Origin of the sequence: Sinorhizobium sp. FG01 (assembly GCF_002531875.1) — a bacterium.
GTDB classification, from domain to species: Bacteria; Pseudomonadota; Alphaproteobacteria; order Rhizobiales; family Rhizobiaceae; genus Sinorhizobium; species Sinorhizobium fredii_C.
In genome coordinates, this window is record NZ_NWTB01000004.1 from 257,046 (window position 1) to 283,297 (window position 26,252).

Here is a 26,252-nt window from a genome sequence, read left to right on the forward strand (position 1 = left end):
CGCCGGAGCCTTGCCGATTATTCGGGCGGCAGTTCAAAAAAAGCGCCCCCGATACGATGCCCCCTAAGCGCTCTCTCAACCATGGAACTGGGTTGTCTCGGCGAGGCTGACGGTCTTGGCGTCCGCGCCAAGGGCAAAGCGCTCGCGGGTCAGCTTCCAATTGCCCGGCTCTCCTCCGATCGAGAAAAGGTTGTAGGCGGCGACCGGCTTGGCGCCGCCCGGCCCTTGCGAGGCGGAGGCGATGCCGACAACCGGCACCGGCGCCGCGTGTCCCCTGAGCCAGTAGACGGTGTTGAGATGCGTGTGGCCATGCAGCACCAACTCCGCGCCACCTGACGAGATGGTCGCGGCGAAGCGGCGGATGCCGATCATGCGCTTGTGCATGGATGTGGCGCCGCGGATCGGCGGATGGTGGATCATGACGACCCGAAACAGACCGGCCTCGCCGGCCGCACGCAAGAGGTTGACCGTGGCGCGGGCCTGCCGCGGGCCGAAATAGCCGCTTGCCGCAAAGGGAGGCGTGGCGACCGCCGTCGAACAGCCGATGAGGGCGACCGAGCCCCGTACGCGAAGATAGGGAAAGCAGTGATGGTCCTTCATCCAACCGGAAGGACCGTTGTCGCCGCGCATGAAAGGATACCAGGCGCGTGCCGTCTTCTCATAGGCCCCCGGCACATAGGCGTCATGATTGCCGGGCACGACGGAGATGTCCTGCGGGGCGCCGGCCTCGGCGAGCCATTCGGTGACCGCTTCGATTTCCAGAGAGGATGCAAGGTTGACTAGGTCGCCCGTGATCGCCAGATGGTCCGGGTCGCGCGTTTCGATGTCGTCCATCAGGCATTTGAGCGTGTCGGGAAAGAGATGGCGCGCCCGGTTGCGGTGCCAGTTGACGAAACCGGTAATGCGCTTGGAGGCGAGTTCGCGAAACGACAGATCGGGCAGGGGGCCGAGATGGACGTCGGAAATATGCGCAAGTTTGAACATCGCCCCGGTCTAGCGCATATTCGACGGCAGGGGAATCACTTGAATGGGTTATCCCGCCGCAGCGGCACATGTCCGACGCAGGGCCACAGGCCCCGTTGCAGCACTTCGAATTGCCGGGAAGGAGAAGCCGATGGACCAGGACCGGCCGAAAGAGGTGCGCAACTGGCTCTGGCCCCTGACACGGCTCGCTCACATGTATTTCGCCGTCTCGCGCGGCATGACGCTCGGGGTGCGGGCCGCCTGCTTCGATTACCAGGGCCGGGTTTTCCTCGTCAGGCACTCATATCTGCCCGGATGGCACTTGCCCGGTGGCGGCGTCGACCGGCACGAGACGGCGTTTGACGGGCTGGTCCGCGAGCTCCGCGAGGAGGGCAATCTGGAGCTCACCGGGCCGCCGCGCCTCGTGCAGGTCTACTACAACCCGGGAACAAGCAAGCGCGATCATGTCGTCTTCTTCCGGTGCGACGATGTCCGCCAGGTGCGGCCGAAAGTTGCCGACCTGGAAATCGCGGCGGCCGGCTTCTTTGCGCCCGACGATCTGCCCGCCGACACCACGCCGGCAACGCGCCGCAGGCTTGCCGAACTTGCCGGAACGGCGGCGCCGGCTATGTTTTGGTAGGGACCCTACCGATCCTCGCGTCCGTGCGGCGCCTGCAGATCGAGTTCCGGCCCGACGGGCACGATACCGGTCGGATTGATCATCCTGTGGCTGCGGTAATAGTGCTCCTTGATATGGCGCATGTTGACGGTCTCGGCGACGCCCGGCACCTGATAGAGATCGCGCAGATATCCGCTTAGGTTCGGATAGTCGGCAATGCGGCGGATGTTGCATTTGAAATGGCCGACATAGACCGGGTCGAAGCGCAGCAAGGTGGTGAACAGGCGCCAGTCCGCCTCGGTCAGGCGGTCGCCGAACAGATAGCGTCGCGAGGCAAGGCGGCTTTCCAGTTCGTCCAACATCGCGAATAGCGCCGTGACGTTCTCCGCATAGGCCTCCTGTCGCGTGGCGAAGCCGGCCTTGTAGACGCCGTTGTTGACCTTGTCGTAGATGCGCGCATTGAGCGCGTCGATCTCCTCCCTGAGGTCCTCCGGATAGAAATCTGCTGCCGAGCCGGTGAGACGGTCGAAGGCGGAATTGAACATGCGGATGATCTCGGCCGACTCGTTGGAGACGATCGTGTTCTTCTTCCTGTCCCAGAGCACCGGTACGGTGACACGGCCGGAATAGTTGGAGTCGGCGCGCGTGTAGATCTGCCAAAGCGCCTGCGAGCCGAAGAGATGATCGACGGTGCCGCCGTTGTCGCCCTTGAATTCCCAGCCGTTTTCCAGCATCAGCGGATCAACGATCGAGACCGGGATGATCTCCTCAAGCTTCTTGAGTTTGCGGAAGATCAGCGTGCGGTGCGCCCAGGGACAGGCAAGCGAGACATAGAGATGGTACCGATCGGCCTCGGCCTCGAAGCCGCCTTCGCCCGAAGAGCCGGGTGAACCGTCGGCGGTGACCCAATTGCGGAATTGCGACACGCTTCGCTTGAAATGCCCGTTGGTTTCGACCGTATCGTACCAGACGTCCTGCCAGACGCCGTCCACAAGCCTGCCCATCAGCGCGATCCTTCCAGTTCTTCCTGTTCTCGATAGATAGCGCGGCATCGCCTCGCCGATAGGCATGAAATTCTGAACAGTGCGTTTTAGACTTTGACCGGCGGCGATTTTCTGCTATCGGCGATCCGAAGCTTTTTCTTTTTTCGGAAGCGACCGTAACGATGATCCTGTCGGGAAGCCTGCGACGACGCTGATGCTGCAAACGCCCTTGGGGCGCGCCATCCCTATTGTCTGTTCGCTTGCCGGTTCTCGACATCCATGAAAAAGCTCGATCTCGTCTATCTGACTGAAGACGCATCCCACGACGCAGCCATCGAAATCATCAATGAGGAAGCCTTCGGCCCCGGCCGGTTTGCCCGGGCGGCCGCGCGGATCCGCGAGCAGGGCCCGCACGACCGGGCGCTGTCCTTCATCTGCACCGATGACGGCGAAACGATCGCCTCCGTGCGGATGACCCCGGTGAGCGTGGGGTCCGTCAAGGGGCATCTGCTCGGTCCGCTCGCCGTCCGGCCGTCGCACAAGAACAAGGGCATCGGTCGGGAACTCGTGCGGATCGCCGTCGAGGCGGCGCGGCGGAAGGGCTCCGAAGCGGTCATCCTGGTGGGCGACCCGCCCTATTACCAGCCGCTCGGCTTCGCGAAGGTCCGGTACGGCGCGCTCGAATTCCCCGGTCCGGTCGATCCGGCCCGGGTGCTGGTCGTGCCGATCGCAGCCGACGTTCACGCGCGGCTTGAGGGTGTGATTGCCTGGCGGGATGACAGCGTAGTGCCTGCAGCGAAGGGCGTTGTGCCGCCACCCGCTGAAGGCGCCGCCGCCTGATTTGCTGGGCGCTGGGCCATTCAACGGAATGGCCGCTCCCTTCCACTCGTCATCCTCGGGCTTGACCCGAGGATCCATTCACGAGCTCAAAAAGAAGCAACCGGCCCCGGGGTTCGCGCTACATTACTGATGACCTGGGCGTGTCCAGATGCTTGCACTTGGATCCTCGGATCAAGCCCGAGGATGACGATCCAGGGGGCTCGGCATCCAACGCGCTCGCCCAAACGTGCGGCAGCACACCGAGCCGTATAGACCTCAATGCGCCCACTCACCGCCCTTCGCGGTACCACATTGCCGAGATCAACAACAGCAGGGCGGCGAGGCCGAAGAGGCCGGCGAAGAGCGACAGCGAATTGACGCCCTTGAGCACCGTCTCGTCTGTCATTCTGAGTGACAGGCGCTGGTCGTCGGCGACGCGCACCGCACCCCGGACCGGCAGGATGGTTGGCAGGTCGACGGCACCATCGGCATCCGCAAGCCGGCGGACCATGCCCTTGGTCTTTTCGGCCCAAGGCTTCAATTTTTCCTCGGTGGAGATCGCCGCCTTGAACTCCGGCGCATCGACATTGCCGACATGGACGAGCGTCGTCAGTTCGTCATTGGCGACTTCGAAAAGACCGATCTCGTCGGTCTTCACCTCCGCCTTGTAGAGCCCCGGCTCGCGCTCGGTGAGCCCTATCTCCTGAGTGCGGCCGGAAGGGTAGGTGAGCGTCGCCTGTCCGGGGTCGCCTTCGATCGTCTGCCGGGTGATTTCCAGCGTCCGTCCGAGGGCGCGCGCGGTCAGCGCTTCTTCCTCAAGCGCCGGCTCCTGCATCAGCCAGTGGGCGGTGCGCCGGTAGAGCGAGATATGCGGGCCGCCGCCTTCAAAGCCGCGCGCCCAGAGCCAGCCCTGGTCGGAGAGCAGCATGGCGACGCGGCCCTTGCCGACACGGTTGAGCACGAGCAGCGGCTTGCCGTCCGCTCCCTCCATGACGGTCTGGCCGAGCGGCCTATCAACGTCGACGGTGCGGAACCAGCGTCCCCAGCTTGGCGGTTCACTCGATGCGCCTTCGAGCCCGCGCGTCACCGGATGTTTTTTTCCTTCCTCCGAAAGCCGCGGGAAGAAGGCCTTCTCATTCATGACGCCTGTCGGATTTGCCGGCAGCACAGTCGAAAGCGGCGTTGCCGCGATCGAATCGTCGCCGGCATGTTCCGGCCCCGCCGCAATCAGCAGCGCGCCGCCGTTCTGCACGTACTGGGCGATGTTGTCGTAGTAGAGAATGGGCAGCACGCCGCGATGCTGGTAGCGGTCGAAGATGATCAGATCGAACTCGCTGATCTTGTCGACGAAGAGCTCGCGCGTCGGAAAGGCGATGAGCGAGAGTTCGTTGATCGGCGTGCCGTCCTGCTTTTCCGGCGGCCGCAAAATCGTGAAATGCACGAGGTCGACGGCGGCGTCGGATTTCAGGAGATTGCGCCAGGCGCGTTCGCCGGCATGCGGCTCGCCGGAGACGAGAAGGACGCGCAGGTTCTCGCGGATGCCATCCAGCACGTGAACGGCGCGATTGTTGACCTCCGTCACCTCGCCCGCGATCGGGTTGACTGCGAATTCGAGAATATTGTTGCCGCCGCGCGGAACGGTGAAGCTGAACGGCACATCCGTTCCCGGTTCCGCATGTTCCGTCGCGATCTCGTTGCCGTTGAGGCGGATCGTCACCTCGGCGCTGCCGCCGTTGGCAGCGCCATCGTCAACAACGCGGAAGGTCAGTTTCTGCTGCTCGCCGACGATGCCGAAGCGCGGTGCGTTGACGATCTCGATGCGCCGGTCGACCTCGTCCGGCCTGCCGCTAATCAGTCCATGGATCGGCGCCTCGAAACCGAGCTTCTGGTTGATATCGGGCACGTCGTGGATCTGGCCGTCGGTGATGAAGATGGCGCCGCCGACCCGGGCGGGCGGCACGTCCGCTATGGCCGTCGCGAGCGCGCCGAAGAGCTTCGTCGAGGGCGCCTCGGTCTCCTCGCCGTCCTTGGCCTCGACGACACGCGTCTCGATCTGCGGAAAACGGGCGAGTCGCTCCTTGAGGTCGGCAAGCGCCCTGTCGGTCTGTTCGCGCCGGCCGTCATTGTCCTGGCTCTGGCTGCGGTCGACGACGACGGCGACGATGGTCGAGAGGGGCTCGCGCTCTTCCTGGAACAGCACGGGATTGGCAAGCGCAAGGAAGAATGCTGCAAGGGCCGCGGCGCGGAGCCAGGCGCCGCGAACGCCTCGCCAGATGCCGAACGCCGCCAAGGCGGCCGCAACGAGCGCCAGTGCGGCAAGATAGGGCCAGGGAAGGAGCGGTGAGAAATCGATCGTCATCGCTGCCTCATTGTCCGAGCCGCTCGAGCAGGGCGGGGACGTGTACCTGGTCGGCCTTGTAGTTGCCGGTCAGCATATACATCATGATGTTGACGCCGGAGCGGAAGGCATATTCGCGCTGCATCTCGTCCGGCGGAACGGTCGGCAGCAGGGCGACGCCGTTGGCGTCCACCGCCCAGGCGCCGGCAAAATCGTTGCCGGTGATCATGATCGGCGTTACGCCGTCGCCGGAGCGGGCCGGCCGGTTGCTCGGCTCGTCGCGATTTTCGAACTGCGCCTCGATCCACAGAGGACTGCCGGTGTAGCGGCCGGGGAAATTGGTCAGGAGGTAGAAGGCCTTGGTCAACACGTGGTCGGCGGGCACCGGCTCCAGCGGCGGGATGTCCAGATTGGCCAGAATGGCCTGCAGCCGTTCCGTGTTCGGGCTGGTGCCGCTCGATGCAGCGCCAAGCGAGGAAAACTGGTCGCGCGTGTCGAAGAGCACGGTGCCGCCGGCGCGCATATAGGCGTCGATGCGGCTGACCGCCTGCGGGCTCGGCATCGGGGCGCTCGCCGAAATCGGCCAGTAGATGATCGGATAGAGGCTGAGTTCGTCCCGCATGATGTCGAGACCGACTGGCGCACCGGGCTCGAGCGTCGTGCGGTAGGTGAGGAAATCGGTCAGCCCGCGAAGCCCGCTCTCCGAAAGCCGGTCGACCTCGTCCTCACCAGTGACGACATAGGCGAGATGCGTCGTGTCCAGACGTTCGAGAATACGCTCGTCGTCCGGTCGCGCATCGTCCGCAAGGACCTGCGGCGGCGTGAAGAGAACGCCTGCGGCAAGCGCGAAGACCAGCATAGATGCAGTGCGCACCATGCGGATCCGGGAAAAGGCGCCGCTCATGAAAAGCACGATGATGGCGTCGGCAATGAGCAGGAGCAGGGCGAACGTCAACAGAGCCGGCTTCAGCGACCAGCTCTCTGCCCGCACGAGCCGTTCCACGGTGTGGGCTCCGGCAAGGGTCATGTCGATCCGCTTGAGTTCGGCGTCGCGCGGCAAGAGGTTCAGCGCGGTGAATCCGTCCTCGGAACCGTAAAGGCCCGGCGGGTTGTCCGGCGTCGTGACGGGAGCCTTGCCCGGCTGCATATCGAGCGGCCGGGCATTGCCGGTCTCCGCGACGAGCACACCGTCGGCATTGAGGAGCCGGAAGGGCGCCAGCGTGTGCGCCTGCGCCGCCCTGCTTTCACCGGCGACGCCGCCGCTGCGTGAAAGCTGGACGCTGCGGCGAAGCATCTCGACGAAATGCCCGGAAATCGGCAGGTTCGACCAGGTTGCCTCGGCGCTGACATGGAAGAGCACGATGCGGCCGGTGCCGCGTGCTGCCGTAGTCACCAACGGCGTGCCGTCGGCGAGGTTTGCCCAGGTGCGCTCGACCAGATCTGCCGTCGGTTCGGCTAGAACCTGGCGCTTGACCAGAATGTCGCTCGGCCGCGCCATACCCGCGAAGGGGCTGTTGGCCGGATAGTCGGCGAGCGGCTGCGGTTCGGACCAGGAGAGGGCCCCGCCGAGGGCCCGCTCCCCTTGCCGGAGCGTCACGGGAACGAGGGGGTCGTCGGCCGGTGCCGCGGCAAGGCGCGGACCCGCGAAACGGATCAGCATGCCGCCGTTGTCGATCCACTTCGAAAGCAGCGGATAGGTTTCTTCCGGCAACCGGCCGATATCGGCCATGATCAGGACGGAAGGGCGCTGTTCCAGGAGCTCGGGAATGGCGACGGCGAGGTCGGTCTCGCGCGGCTCGATGAGATCGGCATAGGGGCCGAGCGCGCGATTGATATAGTAGAGCGGCGACAAAAGCGGCTGCGACAGGTCGCGCGCCTCGCCGCTCAGGAGTGCGACGCGACGCCGGCGGAAACCGTCGTCCAGGAGATGCGTGGCACCGGCGGTCGCCTCGCCCTGGATGCCGATGCGGGCGAAATCGTTGCGCAGCTCGAACGGTGCTTCGATCGTTCCCTTGGCGACAGCGGCGCCGGGGGCAAATTCGATTGCGCTATCGGCGATGGCGCGGCCGCGGCTGTCGTAAGCGACGATCGGAAGGGACCGGCGGTCGTCGGTCTTCAGGCGGGTGGCCGTCACCGACATGCCGGCAGACTCGTTGCTCGTGCCGGTCAGTGCCACGGCCTGGCTGCCGTCCGCGTCGATCACCCGGAGCTCCGCCGCGCCCATTTCGTTCAGCGCTGCCATGGTCTTGTCATCGGCCGCTTCGATGCCGTCGGTGACGAAGGCGATCGTCCCCGGCGGGGTGTCGTTGAACGCGGTCTTCAGCGCCGCCAGCGCCGGTCGGCGATCGGCGGGAAGCGGCTCCGGCGCAGCGGCCGCGAGCCGGGTGCGTGCGGCAGCGGCCGATGCCGGCGTCGCGTCGTGCTGGCGATCGCCTGTGAAAAGGACCGAAACGGCAAGATCCCTGGCCTCGGCGTCGTCGATCAATGCCGACGCAGCCTCGACCCTTCGCTCCCAGTCGGGTGCTGTTGCCCAGCTGTTGTCGATCACGAGCGCCAACGGTCCGGAAGAGGCAAGCGTATTGCTGCGGGGATTGAAGACCGGGTCGGCGATCGCGAAGATGACCGCGGCGGCCATCAGCATTCGGAGAAGCGTCAGCCACCAGGGGCTTTTCGACGGCGTCTCCTCGCGCTTGATTACGGAGGCAAGGATGCGAAGCGGCGGGAAGACCTCGGCCGCGGGCCTCGGCGGCGTCATGCGCAGCAGCCACCAGATCACCGGCAAGGCCGCGAGGGCGGCCAGTATCGCGGGGTTGGCAAAGGCGAAGGCGAGGCCGCCGATCATAGCTGCCCCCCGTGTGTCGCGCGGGTGGGCATCCCGGAAAGATACATATGGACGGCGACCAGCGCCTCCGAGGCCGGCCGGTCGGTCCGATGCGGAATGAAGGTCCATCCGAGGTGGCGGAGACCTGCGCCGAGGCCGTCGCGGCGGGCGCGGTAGGCGCGCTGGTAGTCGTCGCGCAGGATTTCGGCGCGGCCGGCCGTCAGCTTCTCGCCGCTTTCGGGATCGGTGAATTCGGTGCGGCCGGCATAGGGGAAGACCTCCTCGGCCGGGTCGGCGATTTCGACGACATGTCCGCGCAGTCCCCTGCGGGCGAGCGGGCCGAGCCGCTCCATCACCTTGTCGGCCGGGTCGAGAAAGTCGCCGATCAGCACCAGATCGCTGGCGCCGCGGATCATGCCGGTCTCGGGCAGGCCGCCGCCAAGCGGGCTCAGCATGATCGCCGCCGCCAGGCGTTCGGCGGCGTTGCGGGCCGAAACCGGCTCCATCACCCCCGGGCAGCCGATCCGTTCGCCGGACCGGGCGAGGATTTCGGCCAGCGCCAGCATCAGCACCAGTGCGCGGCTTTCCTTCGACACTGCGCCGAGGGTCGATTTGTACATCATCGAGGGCGAAAGATCGGCCCAGAGCCAGATCGTGTGCGCCGCCTCCCACTCGCGGTCGCGGACATAAGTATGATCATCGCGGGCCGAGCGGCGCCAGTCGATGCGCGACAGGCTTTCGCCCTGGCTATAGGGGCGGAACTGCCAGAAATTCTCGCCGATGCCGCGCTTGCGCCGGCCGTGCCAGCCGGCAATCACCGTATTGGCGATGCGACGCGCCTCGACAAGGCAATCGGGAACGAGCATCGCCCGCTGCTGGGCGCGCGACAAGACTTCCCCGGACGGTGTACGCGCGACTGTCTGCCCGATCGCGGCCATGCGCTATCCCTTGGCTCGCTTCACCAGGTCGGCGATGACGTCCCGCACGGTCATGCCCTCGGCGCGCGCCGCGAAGGTCAGCGCCATGCGGTGCTGCAGCACTGGCTCGGCAAGCGCGAGAATATCGTCGATCGAGGGCGCCAGCCGGCCGTCATAGAGAGCGCGAGCGCGGGCACAGAGCATCAGGGCCTGGCCGGCGCGCGGACCCGGCCCCCAGGCGACGTTCTTGTCGGTGGCCGGATTGCCGTTGCCCGGGCGGGCGGAGCGGACGAGCGACAGGATGGCATCGACCACCTTTTCGCCGACCGGCATCTGACGAATGAGATGCTGAAGCTGCTGCAGGCGTTCGGCGTTGATGACCGGGCGGGCTTCGATCTCGGTCACGCCGGTTGTCTCCAGCAGGATCTGCCGTTCGGCGGCAAGCTCCGGATAGCCGACGTCGACCTGCATCAGGAAGCGGTCAAGCTGGGCTTCCGGCAGCGGATAGGTGCCTTCCTGCTCAAGCGGGTTCTGGGTCGCGAGCACGTGGAAGGGATGCGGCAGGTCCTTGCGGGCGCCGGCAATGGTGATGTGATATTCCTGCATGGCCTGCAGCAGCGCCGATTGGGTGCGCGGAGAGGCTCGGTTGATTTCGTCGGCCATCAGGAGCTGGGTGAAGATCGGACCGGGAATGAAGCGGAAAGAGCGGTGGCCGGCCTGATCCTGGTCCATCACCTCGGAGCCCAGAATATCCGAGGGCATCAGGTCCGGCGTGAACTGGATGCGGCTGTTGGCAAGCCCCAGCACGGTGCCGAGCGTCGCGACGAGCTTGGTCTTGGCGAGACCCGGCACGCCAACGAGCAGCGCGTGGCCGCCGGAAAGCACCGCCAGCAGCGTCTGCTCGACGACGTTTTCCTGGCCGAAGATGACCTTGCCGACCTCCGTCCGGATGAGCGCTATCTCCCCGAGAGCCGCTTCCGCGGCGGCGACGATCGCCTTCTCGTCGGCCGCTTCGGCCGCGGTTTTCATCACACTCATCGCCTGTCTCCCGCTCGTGCGTGTCGAACCCGATTCGGCATCACCCGGCGTCCGGTTCCCTTTTTTCAATTTAGACCCTGGCAGACGGCTGACAAGCCGCCGCCAACGCACTATCTCGTGAGCTTCAAGAAGCCCTGAAGCATACTAAGTGCTTCTCTGCGAAGCGCGAAGTGCGGTCAAGGTGCTCGTAACCGCTGACGAACATCCCGCACGCCTTTGAACACGCGACGCCTCCGAGGAAGATTGGGGCCAAACGGGACAGAACGATGGCAGAGACCAAGATTCAGCAGACGGGAGATGCGGCGGGTCTTGCCGCGTTAATTGCCCGCGCTGCCAGCCAGACGGAAGGCGAAGCGAGAGGGCTGCCGCCGGTCGAGCGCTGGAACCCGCCATTCTGCGGCGACATCGACATGGAAATCCGCGCCGATGGAACATGGTTCTACATGGGCACGCCGATCGGCCGCCTGCCGCTGGTGAGGTTGTTTTCCACGGTGCTGCGCAAGGACGACGACGGCAGGACCTATCTGGTCACTCCGGTGGAAAAAGTCGGCATCCGCGTCGCCGATGCGCCCTTCATCGCCGTCGAGATGAGCGTCACGGCAAGGGAGGGCGAGACCGTGGTCACCTTCCGCACCAATGTCGGCGACGTGGTCGAGGCGGGGCCGGAGCATCCGCTGCGCTTCGTCATCCATGGCGACAACCGCGAGCTGAAGCCCTATCTGCACGTGCGCGGACGCCTCGAGGCGCTCGTTTCCCGTCCGGTCATGTACGAGATCGTCGAACTTGGCGAGACCGCCCTGATCGACGGCGTCGAGACGTTCTGCGTCAGATCCGCGGGGGCCGTCTTCCCGGTCATGCCGGCGGCCGAGCTGGAAGCGCTGTCGCGATGAGCCGTCCGATTTTCTCCGCCGACGAGTTCCGTCGCCGTGCGCTCAAGCAGACGGGCGGCCCGATCGAGACCGCCTGGCGCGATCACGGCGACTTTCTCCTCAATCCCGGCATCGTGCCCCATCTCGAGTCGCTGCATCTGAAGGACGCCGCGGTGCTCGTACCGGTGGTCGACGACGGTGACGATGCGAGCGTCATCTTCACGCAGCGCACCTCGCATCTGCGCAAGCACTCGGGCCAGGTGGCCTTCCCGGGAGGCGCCGTCGATCCCGAGGACCACTCGATCGAGGTGGCGGCGCTGCGGGAGGCGCAGGAGGAGATCGGGCTCGATCCGCGTTTCGTCGAGACAATCGGCCGCCTGCCGCATTACATGGCATTGTCCGGCTTCCGCATCACCCCGGTGCTGGCCGTTGTCCAGCCCGGTTTCGAGCTCGTGCCCAATCCCGAAGAGGTCGAGAGCGTCTTCGAAGTGCCGCTCTCTTTCCTCATGGATCCCGGCAATCACGGCCGCGGAAGCCGCCATTGGGAGGGTGCGGAGCGGCATTTCTACCGGATGCCCTATGGCGAGCGGAACATCTGGGGGATCACCGCCGGCATCGTCCGCATGCTCTATGAAAGGCTTTATGCATGATATCTATCGCCGCCGAGCACTGGTTTCAGGCTCCATCGCTGCGCCGCGTCTTCGAGCTTTTGAATGCCGAGGGCGGCGAGGTGCGGGTCGTCGGCGGCGCCGTCCGCAACAGCCTGCTCGGTCTGCCGGTGGGGGATGTCGACCTGGCGACAACCTGGCAGCCGGAGGATGTGGTGGCGCGGGCGGAGAGCGCCGGCATCAAGGCGGTGCCGACGGGGATCGAGCACGGCACAGTCACGCTGGTGATCGACGGAATTCCCCATGAGGTGACGACGTTGCGCCGCGACGTTGCGACGGACGGCCGCCGCGCCGAGGTCGCCTTCGGCACCGACTGGAAAGCGGATGCCGAGCGCCGCGACTTTACGATCAACGCCCTCTATGCCGACGCCGGAGGCGAGATATTCGACTATGTCGGCGGCCTGTCCGATATCGAGAGCCGCACCCTGCGTTTCATCGGCAGCGCCGCCGAGCGGGTTGCGGAGGACTATTTGCGTATCCTGCGCTTCTTCCGCTTCTTTGCCCATTACGGGCAGGGCCGCCCGGATGCGGAGGGGCTCAGGGCCTGCGCGCAGGCACGAGCAAGGATCGCGACGCTCTCGGCCGAGCGCGTCTGGGGCGAGATGAAGAAACTGCTTGCCGCGGAGGATCCCGGCCGCGCCCTTCTCTGGATGCGCCAGGCAGGCGTGCTCGGCGAGGTCCTGCCTGAAACCGAAAAATGGGGGATCGATGCAGTGCCGGGCCTGATTGCCGCCGAGAAGGTCTTTGCCTGGACGCCGGAGCCGCTTCTGCGGCTTGCCGCAATCGTTCCGCCCGATGCCGGGCGGCTCGAGGCGATGGCGGCGCGGCTGCGCCTGTCGAAAACGGAGGCGGCCTTTCTCGCCCGCTTTGCCGAGGCGCCGGCCATTGCCGCCACGCTCGCGGACGCAGCGCTCGATCGCACGCTTTACCGGAACGGTGCCGAGGGCATCATCGCACGCCTCAAGCTTTCGCTCGCTGCAGCGCGGCGCAAATCGGAAACCGATCCGGCCTTTCTCGCCGAGACAGCCGCCTACCAGCGGCTGTTGGCACGGACGGAGAAGTGGCAGCGTCCCGTCTTCCCCGTGAACGGGGCCGATGTCCTGAAGGCCGGCGTTCCCGCCGGACCAAAGATCGGGGAACTGCTGGCGGAACTCGAGAATTTCTGGATCGAGCGCAACTTCAATGTCGACCGGGCGACGCTCGTCGCCCGGCTGGAAGCCCAGCTGCGTTCCGGCTGAGGCGAAAGGGCGGCGCGTCAGGCGGCCTGGGTTTCGTCGACGATGCGAGCCTTAATATTGTCGATCATGTTTTCGCGGATCACCGTCTCGCCATGGGTGTCCCGCATGTGTTCGACGACACGGCGGACGATTTCCGCGTCGTTGTCGGCGCGGGTATGCCAGGGGCAACCCGGAACGAGAGAACCGCATTCGAACAGGCGCATGGTGTTCCTCCTTTCTCTGGATCGGCATGCTTTCGCATCGAGCGAAATGCAGCGTGATCTCATCCAAGAAGTTCGGAGCGGGATGCGGTCAGAAAGACGCCGAGATCGTCTCATCCCGCTCAGTCATCAATGCAACTGACAGAGCCGCCGTCGGGATCTGTCCATGGGCAAGGGTAACATCAACCGGAGGTTCGGCCAAATTGTTCCGGCCCGGCCAGTTGCGCAAAGAAACCCTGTGAACATGCGGCGCGATGGTGCTATGGCTTTGCCACCTCCAGACTTGAAAGGCCGCTTCCACACCATGCTCGCTGTCCAATCGGAACTGATTTCCGCCATCCGGAGCATTCCGGACTATCCGAAGCCCGGCATCGTCTTTCGCGATATCACGACTCTGCTCGGCAATCCGAAGACGTTCCGGCGGGCGATCGACGAACTCGTCCACCCCTATGCCGGAACCAAGGTCGACAAGATCGCCGGGATCGAAGCGCGCGGCTTCATTCTGGGCGGTGCAATTGCGCATCAGCTGTCGGCCGGCTTCGTGCCGATCCGCAAGAAGGGCAAGCTGCCGCACGAAACGGTGAGGATCGCCTACAGCCTGGAATATGGCGTGGACGAGATGGAGATGCACAAGGATGCGATCGAACCCGGCGAGAAGGTGATCCTGGTGGATGATCTTATCGCCACCGGCGGAACCGCCGAGGGCGCCACCAAGCTCCTGCAGCAGATGGGCGCCGACATCGTCGCCGCCTGCTTCATCATCGACCTGCCGGAGCTCGGCGGTCGCAAGAAGCTCGAGGCGCTCGGCGTCAAGGTCCGCACGCTGATCGAGTTCGAGGGGCACTGAGTGAGTGGGCGGGCGCCCGGCGCTCGCGTGCTCAGGTGAATTCGAGGACCTTGCTTTCGAAGCGGATCACCGGCTCCTCATGCTGGTTTTCGCCCTCGCACAGGATCGTGTTGATGCGCCAGCCGGGGCGGGAGGCGAGGGCGCGGGCTTGGAGGAGCGTGACGGCATAGGTAACGGTGTCGCCGGCATAGACCGGTTTCAGCCAGCGGAGCTCGCGGAAACCGGCAGCCGGGCCGAGCCGGGGAGCATGCAGCCCCTCTGCGGCCAGCCGCCGGGCTTCGCCGGCCCAGAAACGGACGAAGCACTGCATCCAGCCGGCGCTGGTGTGCCAGCCTGAGGCGCAAAGGCCGCCGAACAGCGAGCGCCTTGCCTCCTCCTCGTCGAGATGGAAGGGCTGCGGATCGAAGTCGCGTGCGAAACGGACGATGTCCTCCGCCGTGAATGCCAGGCTGCCGATCATGGTCTTGCGGCCGGCCGCATAGAGTTCTTCGAGCGTCATCATCAGCGCCCACCCGCGCGGTGCCGAAACATGATCGAACATTCGGAGACAGCAACCGGCGCCCCGCTCTGATTGCTGATTTCGTTGCGGAACTTGACGAGACCGATCTGCGGCTTCGACTTCGAAGGGCGCGCCTCCAGGACGAGGCTGAAGCCGGAAAGCACGTCTCCTGCAAGCACCGGCTTCTTCCAGTCCATGAAGTCGATGCCGGGCGAGCCCTGCGAGGACGAATGGCCGAGGAAGGCGTCGATCATCATCCGCATGCCGATAGCGCTGGTATGCCAGCCGGAGGCGGAAAGCCCGCCAAGGATGCTGCGCCTGCCGGCTTCTTCGTCCAGATGCATCGGCTGCGGGTCGAACTCGCCGGCAAAGGCGATCATGTCTGCGGCCTGCATCCGAACCGGCGCATAGTCAAAGCGCCGCCCCGGCGTGAAGTCCTCGAAATATAGCATGCCAACCTCCGGGCCGCCTCCTGCGCACGTCACGTGTTGAAGCGGAAGTGGATGACGTCGCCGTCCTGGACGACATATTCCTTGCCTTCGTCGCGGGCCTTGCCGGCCTCCTTGGCGCCGGTCTCGCCGTTATAGGCAATGTAGTCGTGATAGGCGATCGTGTTGGCGCGAATGAAGCCGCGCTCGAAGTCCGAATGGATGACGCCGGCCGCCTGCGGCGCCTTGGTGCCGCGCGGGATCGTCCAGGCGCGCGTCTCCTTGGGGCCGACGGTGAAATAGGTGATGAGGTCGAGCAGCTTGTAGCCGGCTCGGATCAGCCGGTCGAGGCCGGCCTCCTCGAGGCCCAGAGCGCCGAGGAATTCCTTGGCCTCCTCTTCCGGCAGTTGGGCGACCTCGGATTCGATCGCGGCGGAGATGACGACGGTTTCGGCGCCCTGCGCCTTGGCCATCTCGGCAACGGCGCGGGTGTGCTCGTTGCCCGCTGCGGCATCTGCCTCCGCGACGTTGCAGACGTAGAGAACCGGGTGGGCGGTGAGGAGATTCAGCCCCTGAAGAATGCGCAGCTCCTCGGTATCGAGCTTCGGCAACAGCGTGCGCACCGGCTTGCCTTCTTGCAGGAGCTTCAATGACGCCTCCATGATCGGAAGCTGCGCCATCGATTCCTTGTCCTTGCCGGTGGCGCGCTTGCGCGTCTGTTCGGTGCGCCGCTCCAGGCTCTCGAGGTCTGCGAGCATCAGCTCGGTCTCGATCGTCTCGGCGTCCTCGACCGGATGGATGCGGCCCTCGACATGGGTGATGTCGTCGTCCTCGAAGCAGCGCAGTACGTGCACCACCGCATCCACCTCGCGAATGTTGGCGAGGAACTGGTTGCCGAGACCTTCACCCTTGGAGGCGCCGCGCACCAGGCCGGCAATGTCGACGAAGGAGATGCGGGTCGGAATGATTTCCTTAGACTTGGCGATGTCGGCGAGTTTGCGCATGCGCGCGTCCGGCACCGCGACCTCGCCGGTATTCGGCTCGATCGTACAGAAGGGATAATTTGCCGCCTGCGCTGCCGCCGTCTTGGTCAGCGCGTTGAAGAGTGTGGACTTGCCGACATTCGGCAGCCCGACGATACCGCATTTGAAGCCCATGGCCTAAACCTGTCGTTCTCGAATTTCTTGGCCGTGGCTATGGGGGAAAGGAGCGGGGCGGTCAAGCGCTTCGCGCGCATTGGGTGGACTTGCCCGGCTTCGACTTGAATGCTGGTACTGCAGGCGCGATACTGGATTTTTCCATCGCATGTCATCAACGGGTGCAGGTTCCGATGAGTGACAATGAAGTCGCCCCAAAACGAAAAACGAAGGTGAAGCCCAAGCTCGAGCGGCCGCGGCTCTATAAGGTCATCCTCGTCAACGACGACTACACACCGCGTGACTTCGTGGTGATGGTGTTGAAGGCCATTTTTCGCATGAGCGAGGAGACCGGCTATCGAGTGATGATGACCGCTCACAAGCTGGGCACCTCGGTCGTCGTGGTCTGCGCCCGGGACATCGCCGAGACCAAGGCGAAGGAAGCGACCGATCTCGGCAAGGAAGCCGGCTTCCCCCTGATGTTCACGACCGAGCCGGAGGAGTGAGTTCCGGCCCGTCCGTCAGTCCCCCTTGGGGCCGAACATCTTCTTCAGCATGTCGGCCATCGGTCCCGTCGCCGGCAGTTTTTTCGGCTGCGCGGCGTTGCGGGCCTGGTGGATATGGGACTGAGCGGCGACCCGCTTCTTCGCCTGCGGCTCTTGCGTGTCGGGCTTGCCGCCGGTGGCAAGGGCGATCTTGTTCATGAGCTGCGAGTCCTCGCCTTTGACGAGCATGCCGGCGTTGTCGGCGATGGTATCGAGTAGGGCCGAAAGCCAGGCCTGATCGGCCTTGGCGAAATCGCCGAGCACATGCGCATGTACCAGGTCCTTGACGCCCGGATGGCCGATGCCGAGGCGCAGGCGGCGGTACTCCTTGCCGCAATGGGCGTCGATCGATTTGATGCCGTTGTGGCCGCCATGGCCGCCGGCGGTCTTGATCCGCGCCTTGCCGGCAGGGAGATCCAGCTCGTCATAGATGACGACGATGTCCTTCGGCGCGAGCTTGTAGAAGCGCATCGCTTCGCCGACCGCTTCGCCGGAAAGGTTCATGAAGGTCTGCGGCTTGATCAGCAGGACGCGCTCGCCGCCGATCTCGCCCTCGGCGATCTCCGCCTTGAATTTCTTCGACCAGGAGGGAAAGCCTTGACGCTGCTGGATGGCATCCACCGCCATGAAGCCGATATTGTGGCGGTTGCCGGCGTATTTCGACCCCGGATTGCCAAGTCCCGCGATGATCAGCATGCGGCAAACTCCTGATGGTTCCTGCTTCACCGACGATGGTCATGCGGAGAGTGGAATGCTTGCCCCCCATCCCGCTGCCGTGACCTTCTCCCCGCTCGCGGGGAGAAGGGGTTCGCCGCGCTCTCCCAGTCCCTCTCTCCGCGCGCCGGAAGAGGACTAGTCCTCGGTTAAACCCGAGGAGAGGGGCAAAACCCGTCTCTCAACCCCAAACACCGTCGGCCGGGCAAGTCAATCTCTATTTGGCCGCCTGCTTTATTCCGTCCGGACGAAGGCCGTATTGCTCGTAGATCCGATCCTGGCTTCCCGTGGCGATCAAGCGGTTGAGTTCGACCTGCATGCGGCTGACGATCTCGTCGGGCATGTCGATGTGGCAGGCAATACCGTATTGCTTGCCTTCAAGCACCAGCGCCGCCTCGACAGGCTTGCCTTCGGCCCGCATCGTCTCGAAGGTCTTTTCGGAGGTCATCATCAGGTCGACGCGGCCGGCGATCAGCTTCCTGAGCGTCGAATCGAGGCTGGAGGCATAGTCGATCCTCTGGAAGCCATGCTCTTTCAGATAGCTGGCGGAAAAGTCCTCGCGTTGGGTGCCGACGATGAACTGTTTGGCCTCATCCAGCGTCCGTAGCTCGATCGCCGAATGCCTGTGACGCACCATGATCATCTGGTCGACGAGAAGCGGTTCGATCCATCTGAACTTCTTGTCCCGCTCGGCGTCGTGACCGGTCGTGAAAACGCAGTGGAAGGGTTCGCTTTCGGCAAGCGCAAAGGCGCGCGCCCAAGGCAGGACTTCGATCTCGTAGGGGAGCTCGACGGCCTTCATGATCAGGGCGATTTGGTCGACCGAGGCGCCGCTCGCGCCGTTCGCGGTCGAGAAATTGTAGGGCGGGTACTCCTCGGTGAGGAAATGGATCGTCTCGGCGTGGGCAGCGGCGGAAAGACCGATGGAAAATGCCAAGATCAAGTGTTTCACGCCATAACTCCTTCTGGCTCCCGGCTAGAGACGAGCACTGGCCTTGGCTTCGGATTCGTTTTCCAGCATGGTCAGCATACCGTCGATCGGCATCGGCCGGCTGAAGAGATAGCCCTGGCCATAATCCACACCGAGCTTGCGCAGGAGTTGCCACTGCTCGTTCGCCTCGATGCCTTCGGCGACCACCGTGCAGCCCATCTGGTGGGAGATCGTCCGGATGCCCTTGATCAACATTCGGCTCTTGCGCCGGACGTCGGCGGCTGGCGAGCTCAAGGAGCGTGTGAAGGACTGGTCGACCTTGACGATATCGACCGGGAAGCGGTTGAGGTAGCTAAGCGACGAGTAGCCGGTGCCGAAATCGTCGAGAGCGATGCGGCAACCGAATTCATTCAGCTGCTTCAACACCGAATGGACTTCCGGATTGTCGAGCATCAGCACCGCTTCGGTGATCTCGACGACGATGCGCTGCGGCGAAATGTGATGTTTGAGCAGGAGCGCGGCGAGCTTGTGAGGCAACGTCAGCTCGAACTGCAATGGCGAGAAATTGACGGCGAGATAGGTGCCTTGGGTGCCGTCCAGTTCGGAGATGGCGGCGAGATGGCGGATCGCCTTTTCGAGCACGCAGTCGCCGATGCGGCCTATCGTGCCGGTCTCCTCGGCAATGCCGATGATCTTGCCCGGCGGAATCAGGCCCTTTTCCGGATGATTGAGCCGCACCAGCGCTTCGAAGCCGACAATCTGCCCGTCGTCGAGGCTGACGATCGGCTGCAGCCAGGCCTCGAACCAATCTTCCTTGAGACCGGCCTCGATGCACTGTTCGATCTCGTGGCGCTCGCGTGCGGCGTCGAGCATGCCGGCGTCGAAAATCTGCAGACCGTTCTTGCCCTCGCGTTTGCGGGCATACATCGCCATGTCGGCCTTGAGCAACAGGTCGGAGGCGCCGGAGGCATGGGTCGGGTAGACCGAGACGCCGACACTGGCGCTGACGAAGAGCTCGTTGCCGGCAATCGGCATCGGTTCGTGCAGCGCCGCGCAGATGCTCTCGCCGATCTCGCTTGCCAGGGCTGCGACATCCGTTGCGGCAATCAAGATGGCAAACTCGTCGCCGCCGAGCCGCGCGATCACATCCTCGGGCCGAAGCGCTGCCCGAATGCGTTCCACCGTCTGGCGCAGGACCGCATCGCCGGCGGCGTGGCCGAAATTGTCGTTGATCCACTTGAAGCGATCGAGATCGATGAACAGGCAGGCAAGTTGAATGCCGCACTGGTCGGCGCTCAGGATCGCCTCGTCCAGCGCGTTTTCGAATCCTTGCCGGTTCAAGAGTCCGGTCAGGTGATCGGTGATCGCCTGGGTATGGTTGCGGCTCTCGGCCTGTTTCAAGGCGGTGACGTCGGTCATCACCGAAAGCGAAATTTCTCCGCCGCTCGTTTCCGTTTCCAGGATGAGCACCGTCATGAACTCGCCATCCGCCTTGCGGAAGGGCAGGGTCGAGTCGCTGACGTCGTGACCGTCCCGCGCTGTCGCTTTTGTGCGCTGATGGTAGGCGTCGTGCCATGAGGGATCGATGAAATCAGTGAAGCTGCGCCCGATGACCGAGTCGCGGCGATATCCGGTCGCGAGTAGCCAGTAGTCGCTGACCGCCGTCAGCCTGCCCGCGGCGTCGAGGGAAAAGAGCATGGCCGGCGTCAGGTTGTAGGTCTCCGTTGCACGGGCATGGGCGCTCTTCAGCTCCTGTTCCTCGCGCTCGAGCCGATCCTGCATCGCGTTGAAGTTGCCGGCCAAGGCGCCCATCTCGTCATCCGCGTTCCAGTCGACCCGGTGGCGCGATCCGAGGCGCCGCGTCGCTTCGACTGCAGCGGTGAGCCGCATCAGCGGCCGGATGACGATGAAGCGGTTGCCGATCAGTGCCGCAGCGAAGACCGTCGCGACGGCAAAGAGAAGGATGCCGAGGATCGTCCACTCGTCCTTGCTGAAGCGTAGCAGCAGGCCGGAGGGCGGGACGACGACGGTCAAAGCGCCGACGGGCACCGGGCCTTTGACGCTGTCATAGGAAATGGCCGTTTCCAAGGGCTTGCCGGCTGCGGCGTCAAGCTTGCCCGGAGGCACTTGCGCAAGGACGTTTCCCGCCGTGTCGCGGATCGTGACGGCGTCGATATCGGTGGCGTTCATCAGCGAAAGAGCGATCCGCTTGATGCCGTCCTGGTCGAAGTCCCAGATCGGCTTGCCAAGGGCTTCGGCGCTGGTTTCCATCAGCAGTTCGACGTTCTGCAGGCGCTCCCGCGCAACGCGCTCGCCGGATATGGCGAGGAACAGTGCCAAGAGGGGCGCCACGAATACAAGCATCGCGCCGCAGATGATCGCAATAAACCGGTTTTCCACCGAGTGCATCATCGGATGCTCCCGCCGGCGGACGTCATCACTCTCGACATTCGGATACTCTTGCACTGCCACGCCCATGTCCCTCGCGTGCAGAACATCATCAAAACCTTAAATGTTGCTGAAATTGCACGCCGAGATTTCATAAGCCGCGGCGTCAGCCCGCGGTCCGTGTGCGGTGCACAATGAAAGCAAAAAGCCCGTCCCAGGATTGGGACGGGCTCTCGAATGTTGCGGCCGTAAGGGCCGGCCAGCCGTTGCGGCAGTCGCGGATCAAGCTTCCGCTTCGCCCTCGGCTGCTTCTTCTTCTGCTTCAACTTCCTGCGCGCGGCCGGCGATCGTGGCGATCGTGAAGTCGCGGTCGGAAATCACCGGGGTCGTACCAGCCGGAAGCTTGACGTCCGAGATGTGGACGGTGTCGCCGATCTTGAGGCCACTGAGATCGACGCTCAGGAAATCCGGAATGTTGTCGGCGGAAACGTTCAGTTCGACTTCGTGGCGAACGATGTTCAGCGTGCCACCCTGCTTGAGACCCGGGGACTTCTCTTCGTTTTCGAAGTGGACCGGAACCTGGACCGACACCTGGCTGCCCTTCGAGACACGCAGGAAGTCGACATGCATGGTGAAGTCGCGAACCGGATCCAGCTGATAGTCCTTCGGCAGGACGCGGATCTTCTCGCCGTTGACGTCGATCGTTGCGACGGTGGTCATGAAACCGCCGGCGTGGATCTTCATCGTCACTTCCTTGGTGGAAAGCGCGATGGAAAGCGGGGCTTGCTTGTCACCGTAGATGACAGCAGGGATAAGACCGTTGCGGCGAAGTTCACGGGAGGACCCCTTACCAACCCGTTCGCGCGTCTCGGCCTTGAGCTCGTAAGTCTGGCTCATGGATAGACCTTTCTGGTTATTTGGAGAGTTCGTCCGTCAAGCGGAAAAACCTGAAACCGCATGGCGGTTCCATCCGCGTTGCCTCCAAGGGTGTCTGCGCGGACGCGGGGTCCATAGCCGAGAACGGGCCGAAATGCAAGGCACGCCGCGCCTCTCAACCTTTGCGCCGGGAGAAACGTGCGAGCGCGAGCATCAGGCCACCGCCGATCAGGCCCCAGAAGGCGCCGGAGACGCCGGCAAAACTGACACCGGACGCGGTGACGAGGAAAGTGATGGCGGCGGCTTCGCGGGTCCGGGCCTCCGTGAAGGCGGCCACGGCGGAGTTCGAAAGGGCGCCGATGAGCGCTAGGCCCGCGACCGCTTCGATCAGCACCGGCGGCGCCAGGCTGACGAAGGTGGTAACGGCGCCGGCGAGCAGGCCGAAGACGATATAGGCGATGCCGGCGATGATCGCCGACCAATACCGGCGGTTGCGGTCCGGGTGGGAATCGGGCCCGGCGCACATGGCGGCGGTGATCGCCGCGAGATTGACGGCGTGGCCGCCGAAGGGTGCGCTGAACAGCGAGAAAAGCCCGGTCGCCGCAAAGAGCGGGCCGGGGTTCGGGTGATAGTCGTTGACCTTCAGCACGGCGATGCCGGGAATGTTCTGCGACGCCATGGTGACGATGAAGAGCGGCAGGGCGATGCTGATCATCGCCGCCGCATTGAGGACCGGCGGGACGAATTCAGCCTTCGGCACGAGAGCGGACGATAGTTGCGCAAAGGCGGTTTCCGGCATCTCGACGCCGAGGGCGATCACGCCGACGAAGGCGAGAAGCGCTGCGGGAACGGCATAGAGCTTGTTGACGCTGCCGACGATCGCCCAGGCGAGGACGATCGGCAGGCCGAAGAGCGGATTGAAGGCGATCGCTTTCACCGGGGCGAAGCAGAGGCTCAGGAGCACGCCCGCGAGCATGGCGTTCGCCAGAGCTGCAGGAATGGCCGACACCATGCGGCCGAGCGGCTTCCACAGCCCGGCGACGACGATCAGCAGGCCGCAAACAAGGAAGGCACCGACGGCCGCGTTGAAGCCGCCTGGAACGGAACCGGAGGTCGCCAGCAGCGCCGCGCCGGGTGTCGACCAGGCGATGCTGACGGGTAGCCGCGTGACGATGCTGACGACTATCGCGCAGACACCCATAGAAACGGAGAGCGCCATCAGACCCGAGGCCGCCTGGGCCTCGGTGGCGCCGACGCCGGCGAGGCCATGCAGGATGACGGCGAAGGAGCTGGCAAAGCCGACGAAGGCGATCAGCACGCCCATGAAGAGGCTTTGGACGGAGAAATCACGAAGCATGGGCAACCGGGGTCTCGGGCGAGTCACAAGAGTTGCCCGACGGCGTAGCACATCGCAGGCCCGCTCGGTACCGCCCAACAACGTCTTGTAGGAGGGGGTGCTTGCACGACCTTCGTCTGCCTGGACCGGCCGCGGGACCTCTGTTTATAGTGGCCGCCAACGCGGTGCACCGAACGGGGAGACGGGTGCAGGCGATCCATGGCCGGAGGACGCTTTCAGGGAGGGAGCGAATGCCAGCAGTCAGAGACCATACGGAACACGTCTACAGGACCGCGCAACAATCGGCAGCGGCCGTCAGTTCGCCGGTCGCCGCTTCGTGGCGGCGCTGCCTGACCCTGCACGGCCTCGCCCCCGAAGAGGCGCGTCTGCCCTCGCGGCTCTCCGATGGCGAGTTTCGGCAGGCGCGCGAACGCTCGGGGGTGCTGATTGCGGAAGCGGTCGGCGAACTCGACCGGCTGTTCGGCGTGGTCGTCAAGGCCGGATGCTGCCTGTTGCTCACCGACGAGAAGGGGATTGCGCTTGAACGGCGCGGGGCAGGCGGGGACGATGCGGATTTCCGCGGCGTCGGTCTCTGGTCGGGCACCGTGTGGAGCGAGGCGAGCGTCGGAACCAACGGCATCGGTACGGCGATTGCCGACGAGCGCCCAGTCGTCATACATCGCGATCAGCATTTTTTGAGCCGCAATATCGGTCTGAGCTGTGCGACCGCACCGATCCGGGACGAGGCCGGGCGGCTTGCCGCGGCGCTCGACATATCCACCTGCCGCGACGACGCTTCCGAGGCGACGCTCGCGATCCTTTCGCAGGCAGTGCGCGATGCTGCCGCTCGCATCGAGGCAAACCTCTTCCGGCGCGCCTTTGCCGAAGCGCGGATCGTGCTCGTGCCGGCCGATCGGGCAGGGCCGGCTCTGCTCGCCGTCGACCGTGACGACCTTGTGCTCGGCGCGACGCGAGCGGCCCGGCAGTGGCTCGGGCTCGACGACAAGCGCATCGCCGCCGGCATTCCGGCCACCGACCTGCTCCAGGAGCGGGCCTCCAGCGAGGCGCGCGAATTGCCCGATGCTGAAAGGGCGGCCTTGCGACGCGTCTTGTCGCGGACCAATGGCAACGTGTCGATGGCCGCCGATCTGCTCGGAATCAGCCGCGCAACGCTCTATCGGAAAATGAAGCGGCTTTCGCTTAATTGAGTCTTCTCGAGAATGCCGCTCTCCTCGGGTTTAACCCGAGGACTAGCCCTCTCCCCGCATGCGGGGAGAAGGTCGCGGCAGCGGGATGAGTGGCAAAACTCAAATGACGTGCGATAGCGAGGGCCACCTGTCTCAATTCTGAAACACGCGGCGAAGCCGCGTGCCGCGGCACCCTACCGAAAATCTCCATCCGGCTTCACTCTCCCTCCACAGCAAATTGGAGTGCTGTTTTTCCAAGGGAGGAAGCCATGCTGCATCAGAAGATTCTCGATAACCCGTTCAAGCACAAATACGGAAATTTCATCGGCGGTGAATGGCGCGAGCCGGTGGCCGGCCGCTATTTCGACAATACCACGCCCGTCACCGGCGGCACGCTCTGCCAGGTGGCCCGTTCGGATGCCGCCGATATCGAGCTGGCGCTCGATGCCGCCCATTCCGCGAAGGAGAAATGGGGCCGGACCTCGACCACCGAGCGCTCCAACATCCTGATGAGGATCGCGGCGCGGATGGAGGACAATCTGGAACTTCTGGCGCGGGCCGAGACCTGGGACAACGGCAAACCGATCCGCGAGACGATGGCCGCCGACATTCCTCTGGCGATCGACCATTTCCGCTATTTCGCCGCCTGCATCCGGGCACAGGAAGGGTCGATCGGCGAGGTCGATCACGATACCATCGCCTATCATTTCCACGAGCCGCTCGGTGTCGTCGGACAGATCATTCCCTGGAATTTCCCGATCCTGATGGCCGCCTGGAAGGTGGCGCCGGCGCTTGCGGCCGGCAACTGCGTCGTCCTGAAACCGGCCGAGCAGACGCCGGCCTCGATTCTCGTGCTCGCAGAACTGATCGCTGATCTGCTGCCGCCGGGCGTGCTCAACGTCGTCAACGGCTTCGGCCTGGAGGCGGGCAAGCCGCTGGCGACCAGCCCGCGCATCGCCAAGATCGCCTTTACCGGCGAGACGACGACCGGCCGGCTGATCATGCAGTACGCCAGCCAGAACCTCATCCCGGTGACGCTCGAACTCGGCGGCAAGTCGCCGAATATCTTCTTCGCCGACGTGCTCAATGAGGACGACGACTATTTCGACAAGGCGCTCGAAGGCTTTGCGATGTTTGCGCTCAACCAGGGCGAGGTCTGCACCTGCCCGAGCCGGGCGCTGGTCCAGGAAAGCATCTATGACCGCTTCATGGAGCGGGCGCTGAAGCGGGTCGAAGCAATAAGGCAGGGCAATCCGCTCGATAGTGCGACGATGATCGGTGCGCAGGCGTCGGGCGAACAGCTCGAGAAGATCCTCTCCTATATCGACATCGGCAGGCAGGAGGGCGCTGAAGTGCTGACCGGCGGCGAGCGCAACGTGCTCGAGGGCGATCTCTCGGGCGGCTACTACGTCAAGCCGACGGTGTTCCGCGGGCACAACAGGATGCGCATCTTCCAGGAGGAAATCTTCGGCCCGGTCGTGTCGGTGACGACCTTCAAGACCGAGGAGGAGGCGCTCGCGATCGCCAACGACACGCTCTATGGCCTCGGCGCCGGCGTATGGAGCCGCGATGCCAACCGCTGCTACCGCTTCGGCCGCGAGATCCAGGCCGGCCGTGTCTGGACCAACTGCTACCATGCCTATCCTGCGCATGCCGCCTTCGGCGGCTACAAGCAATCGGGCATCGGCCGCGAGACGCACAAGATGATGCTCGACCATTACCAGCAGACGAAGAACCTGCTGGTAAGCTACAGCCCCGAGGCGCTCGGCTTCTTCTGATCCCCGCCCCAGAATTGGAGCGGGAAGGCGGTAAACCGCTCGTCCCGCTGGTGCCGGCGATCCTCCCGGCATGCTCCCGGTGGCGTTCCACCGGGAGCATGCTGGCTTTTCAGG

The 26,252-nt window shown here is 64.5% G+C and carries 24 protein-coding genes; 9 read left to right on the forward strand and 15 right to left on the reverse strand.

Annotated elements, in window-relative coordinates; translation table 11 throughout:
* Positions 1-75: 75 nt before the first annotated feature.
* On the reverse strand, positions 76-984 hold the full coding sequence (locus CO656_RS06675; RefSeq protein ID WP_097525236.1) for a metallophosphoesterase: 909 nt from the start codon (positions 982-984) through the stop codon (positions 76-78).
* A gap of 130 nt (positions 985-1,114) precedes the next feature.
* On the opposite strand from CO656_RS06675, the gene CO656_RS06680 reads away from it, so the two are divergent.
* Positions 1,115-1,603, forward strand: a complete 489-nt coding sequence (locus CO656_RS06680; protein ID WP_097525237.1) for an NUDIX domain-containing protein — start codon at positions 1,115-1,117, stop codon at positions 1,601-1,603.
* Positions 1,604-1,608: 5 nt separating this feature from the next.
* Here CO656_RS06680 and CO656_RS06685 read toward each other — a convergent pair whose 3' ends face one another.
* On the reverse strand, positions 1,609-2,586 hold the full coding sequence (locus tag CO656_RS06685) for a glutathione S-transferase family protein (protein WP_037414927.1): 978 nt from the start codon (positions 2,584-2,586) through the stop codon (positions 1,609-1,611).
* A gap of 258 nt (positions 2,587-2,844) precedes the next feature.
* Between CO656_RS06685 and CO656_RS06690 the strand changes: the two genes are divergently transcribed.
* Positions 2,845-3,405: an N-acetyltransferase gene (locus CO656_RS06690; protein ID WP_037414930.1), complete on the forward strand. Its 561-nt coding sequence runs from the start codon at positions 2,845-2,847 to the stop codon at positions 3,403-3,405.
* Positions 3,406-3,673: 268 nt separating this feature from the next.
* Here CO656_RS06690 and CO656_RS06695 read toward each other — a convergent pair whose 3' ends face one another.
* The 4 genes from CO656_RS06695 to CO656_RS06710 are packed head-to-tail and all read right to left on the reverse strand — an operon-like array spanning position 3,674 to position 10,498.
* A complete protein-coding gene (locus CO656_RS06695) occupies positions 3,674-5,743 on the reverse strand; it encodes a hypothetical protein (RefSeq protein WP_097525238.1) in 2,070 nt (689 codons plus the stop codon).
* 7 nt (positions 5,744-5,750) lie between these two features.
* Entirely contained in the window at positions 5,751-8,564 is a 2,814-nt protein-coding gene (locus tag CO656_RS06700) for a DUF4159 domain-containing protein (protein ID WP_097525239.1), read from the reverse strand.
* Entirely contained in the window at positions 8,561-9,481 is a 921-nt protein-coding gene (locus tag CO656_RS06705; protein WP_097525240.1) for a DUF58 domain-containing protein, read from the reverse strand. The genes CO656_RS06700 and CO656_RS06705 overlap by 4 nt, the downstream gene beginning before the upstream one ends.
* 3 nt (positions 9,482-9,484) lie before the next feature.
* Positions 9,485-10,498, reverse strand: coding sequence for a MoxR family ATPase (locus CO656_RS06710; RefSeq protein WP_097525241.1), 1,014 nt, complete (start codon positions 10,496-10,498; stop codon positions 9,485-9,487).
* A gap of 266 nt (positions 10,499-10,764) precedes the next feature.
* On the opposite strand from CO656_RS06710, the gene CO656_RS06715 reads away from it, so the two are divergent.
* The 3 genes from CO656_RS06715 to CO656_RS06725 are packed head-to-tail and all read left to right on the forward strand — an operon-like array spanning position 10,765 to position 13,273.
* Positions 10,765-11,388 carry a DUF1285 domain-containing protein gene (locus tag CO656_RS06715; protein ID WP_097525242.1) on the forward strand — a complete coding sequence of 208 codons (624 nt, stop codon included), beginning with the start codon at positions 10,765-10,767 and terminating at the stop codon, positions 11,386-11,388.
* Positions 11,385-12,017, forward strand: a complete 633-nt coding sequence (locus CO656_RS06720; RefSeq protein ID WP_097525243.1) for a CoA pyrophosphatase — start codon at positions 11,385-11,387, stop codon at positions 12,015-12,017. Before CO656_RS06715 ends, CO656_RS06720 begins: the two co-directional genes overlap by 4 nt.
* A complete protein-coding gene (locus tag CO656_RS06725) occupies positions 12,014-13,273 on the forward strand; it encodes a CCA tRNA nucleotidyltransferase (RefSeq protein ID WP_097525244.1) in 1,260 nt (419 codons plus the stop codon). Before CO656_RS06720 ends, CO656_RS06725 begins: the two co-directional genes overlap by 4 nt.
* Positions 13,274-13,290: 17 nt before the next feature.
* On the opposite strand, the gene CO656_RS06730 is transcribed toward CO656_RS06725, so the two are convergent.
* Positions 13,291-13,476, reverse strand: a complete 186-nt coding sequence (locus CO656_RS06730; protein ID WP_037414981.1) for a DUF1059 domain-containing protein — start codon at positions 13,474-13,476, stop codon at positions 13,291-13,293.
* 301 nt (positions 13,477-13,777) lie between these two features.
* Here CO656_RS06730 and CO656_RS06735 point away from each other — a divergent pair, with 301 nt between their 5' ends.
* The gene (locus tag CO656_RS06735) at positions 13,778-14,320 is read left to right on the forward strand and encodes an adenine phosphoribosyltransferase (RefSeq protein WP_037414984.1); all 543 of its coding nucleotides are present in this window, start codon (positions 13,778-13,780) and stop codon (positions 14,318-14,320) included.
* 31 nt (positions 14,321-14,351) lie between these two features.
* Here the strand turns inward: CO656_RS06735 and CO656_RS06740 are convergent, their stop codons facing one another.
* Genes CO656_RS06740 through ychF form a run of 3 tightly spaced genes read right to left on the reverse strand, consistent with a single transcriptional unit; the run spans position 14,352 to position 16,404 of the window.
* Positions 14,352-14,822 (reverse strand): MaoC family dehydratase, encoded by a 471-nt coding sequence (locus tag CO656_RS06740; RefSeq protein WP_083853895.1) that lies wholly within the window; start codon positions 14,820-14,822, stop codon positions 14,352-14,354.
* Entirely contained in the window at positions 14,822-15,271 is a 450-nt protein-coding gene (locus CO656_RS06745) for a MaoC family dehydratase (protein WP_037414987.1), read from the reverse strand. The genes CO656_RS06740 and CO656_RS06745 overlap by 1 nt, the downstream gene beginning before the upstream one ends.
* Positions 15,272-15,300: 29 nt before the next feature.
* Positions 15,301-16,404: a redox-regulated ATPase YchF gene (gene ychF, locus CO656_RS06750; RefSeq protein WP_097525245.1), complete on the reverse strand. Its 1,104-nt coding sequence runs from the start codon at positions 16,402-16,404 to the stop codon at positions 15,301-15,303.
* A 173-nt stretch (positions 16,405-16,577) separates the two neighbouring features.
* On the opposite strand from ychF, the gene clpS reads away from it, so the two are divergent.
* The gene (gene clpS, locus CO656_RS06755) at positions 16,578-16,889 is read left to right on the forward strand and encodes an ATP-dependent Clp protease adapter ClpS (protein ID WP_037414992.1); all 312 of its coding nucleotides are present in this window, start codon (positions 16,578-16,580) and stop codon (positions 16,887-16,889) included.
* A gap of 15 nt (positions 16,890-16,904) precedes the next feature.
* Here the strand turns inward: clpS and pth are convergent, their stop codons facing one another.
* From pth to CO656_RS06780, 5 genes are all read right to left on the reverse strand, one after another.
* Positions 16,905-17,624: an aminoacyl-tRNA hydrolase gene (gene pth / locus CO656_RS06760; protein ID WP_037414994.1), complete on the reverse strand. Its 720-nt coding sequence runs from the start codon at positions 17,622-17,624 to the stop codon at positions 16,905-16,907.
* 235 nt (positions 17,625-17,859) lie between these two features.
* On the reverse strand, positions 17,860-18,594 hold the full coding sequence (locus tag CO656_RS06765; RefSeq protein WP_097525246.1) for a transporter substrate-binding domain-containing protein: 735 nt from the start codon (positions 18,592-18,594) through the stop codon (positions 17,860-17,862).
* Positions 18,595-18,618: 24 nt separating this feature from the next.
* Positions 18,619-20,985 carry an EAL domain-containing protein gene (locus CO656_RS06770; RefSeq protein ID WP_097525398.1) on the reverse strand — a complete coding sequence of 789 codons (2,367 nt, stop codon included), beginning with the start codon at positions 20,983-20,985 and terminating at the stop codon, positions 18,619-18,621.
* A gap of 258 nt (positions 20,986-21,243) precedes the next feature.
* A complete protein-coding gene (locus tag CO656_RS06775; RefSeq protein ID WP_037414999.1) occupies positions 21,244-21,858 on the reverse strand; it encodes a 50S ribosomal protein L25/general stress protein Ctc in 615 nt (204 codons plus the stop codon).
* A 154-nt stretch (positions 21,859-22,012) separates the two neighbouring features.
* On the reverse strand, positions 22,013-23,194 hold the full coding sequence (locus tag CO656_RS06780) for a benzoate/H(+) symporter BenE family transporter (protein ID WP_037415007.1): 1,182 nt from the start codon (positions 23,192-23,194) through the stop codon (positions 22,013-22,015).
* A gap of 230 nt (positions 23,195-23,424) precedes the next feature.
* Here CO656_RS06780 and CO656_RS06785 point away from each other — a divergent pair, with 230 nt between their 5' ends.
* On the forward strand, positions 23,425-24,381 hold the full coding sequence (locus CO656_RS06785) for a helix-turn-helix domain-containing protein (protein WP_097525247.1): 957 nt from the start codon (positions 23,425-23,427) through the stop codon (positions 24,379-24,381).
* Between the two features lie 248 nt (positions 24,382-24,629).
* Positions 24,630-26,138, forward strand: a complete 1,509-nt coding sequence (adh, locus tag CO656_RS06790) for an aldehyde dehydrogenase (protein ID WP_097525248.1) — start codon at positions 24,630-24,632, stop codon at positions 26,136-26,138.
* Positions 26,139-26,252 lie beyond the last annotated feature (114 nt).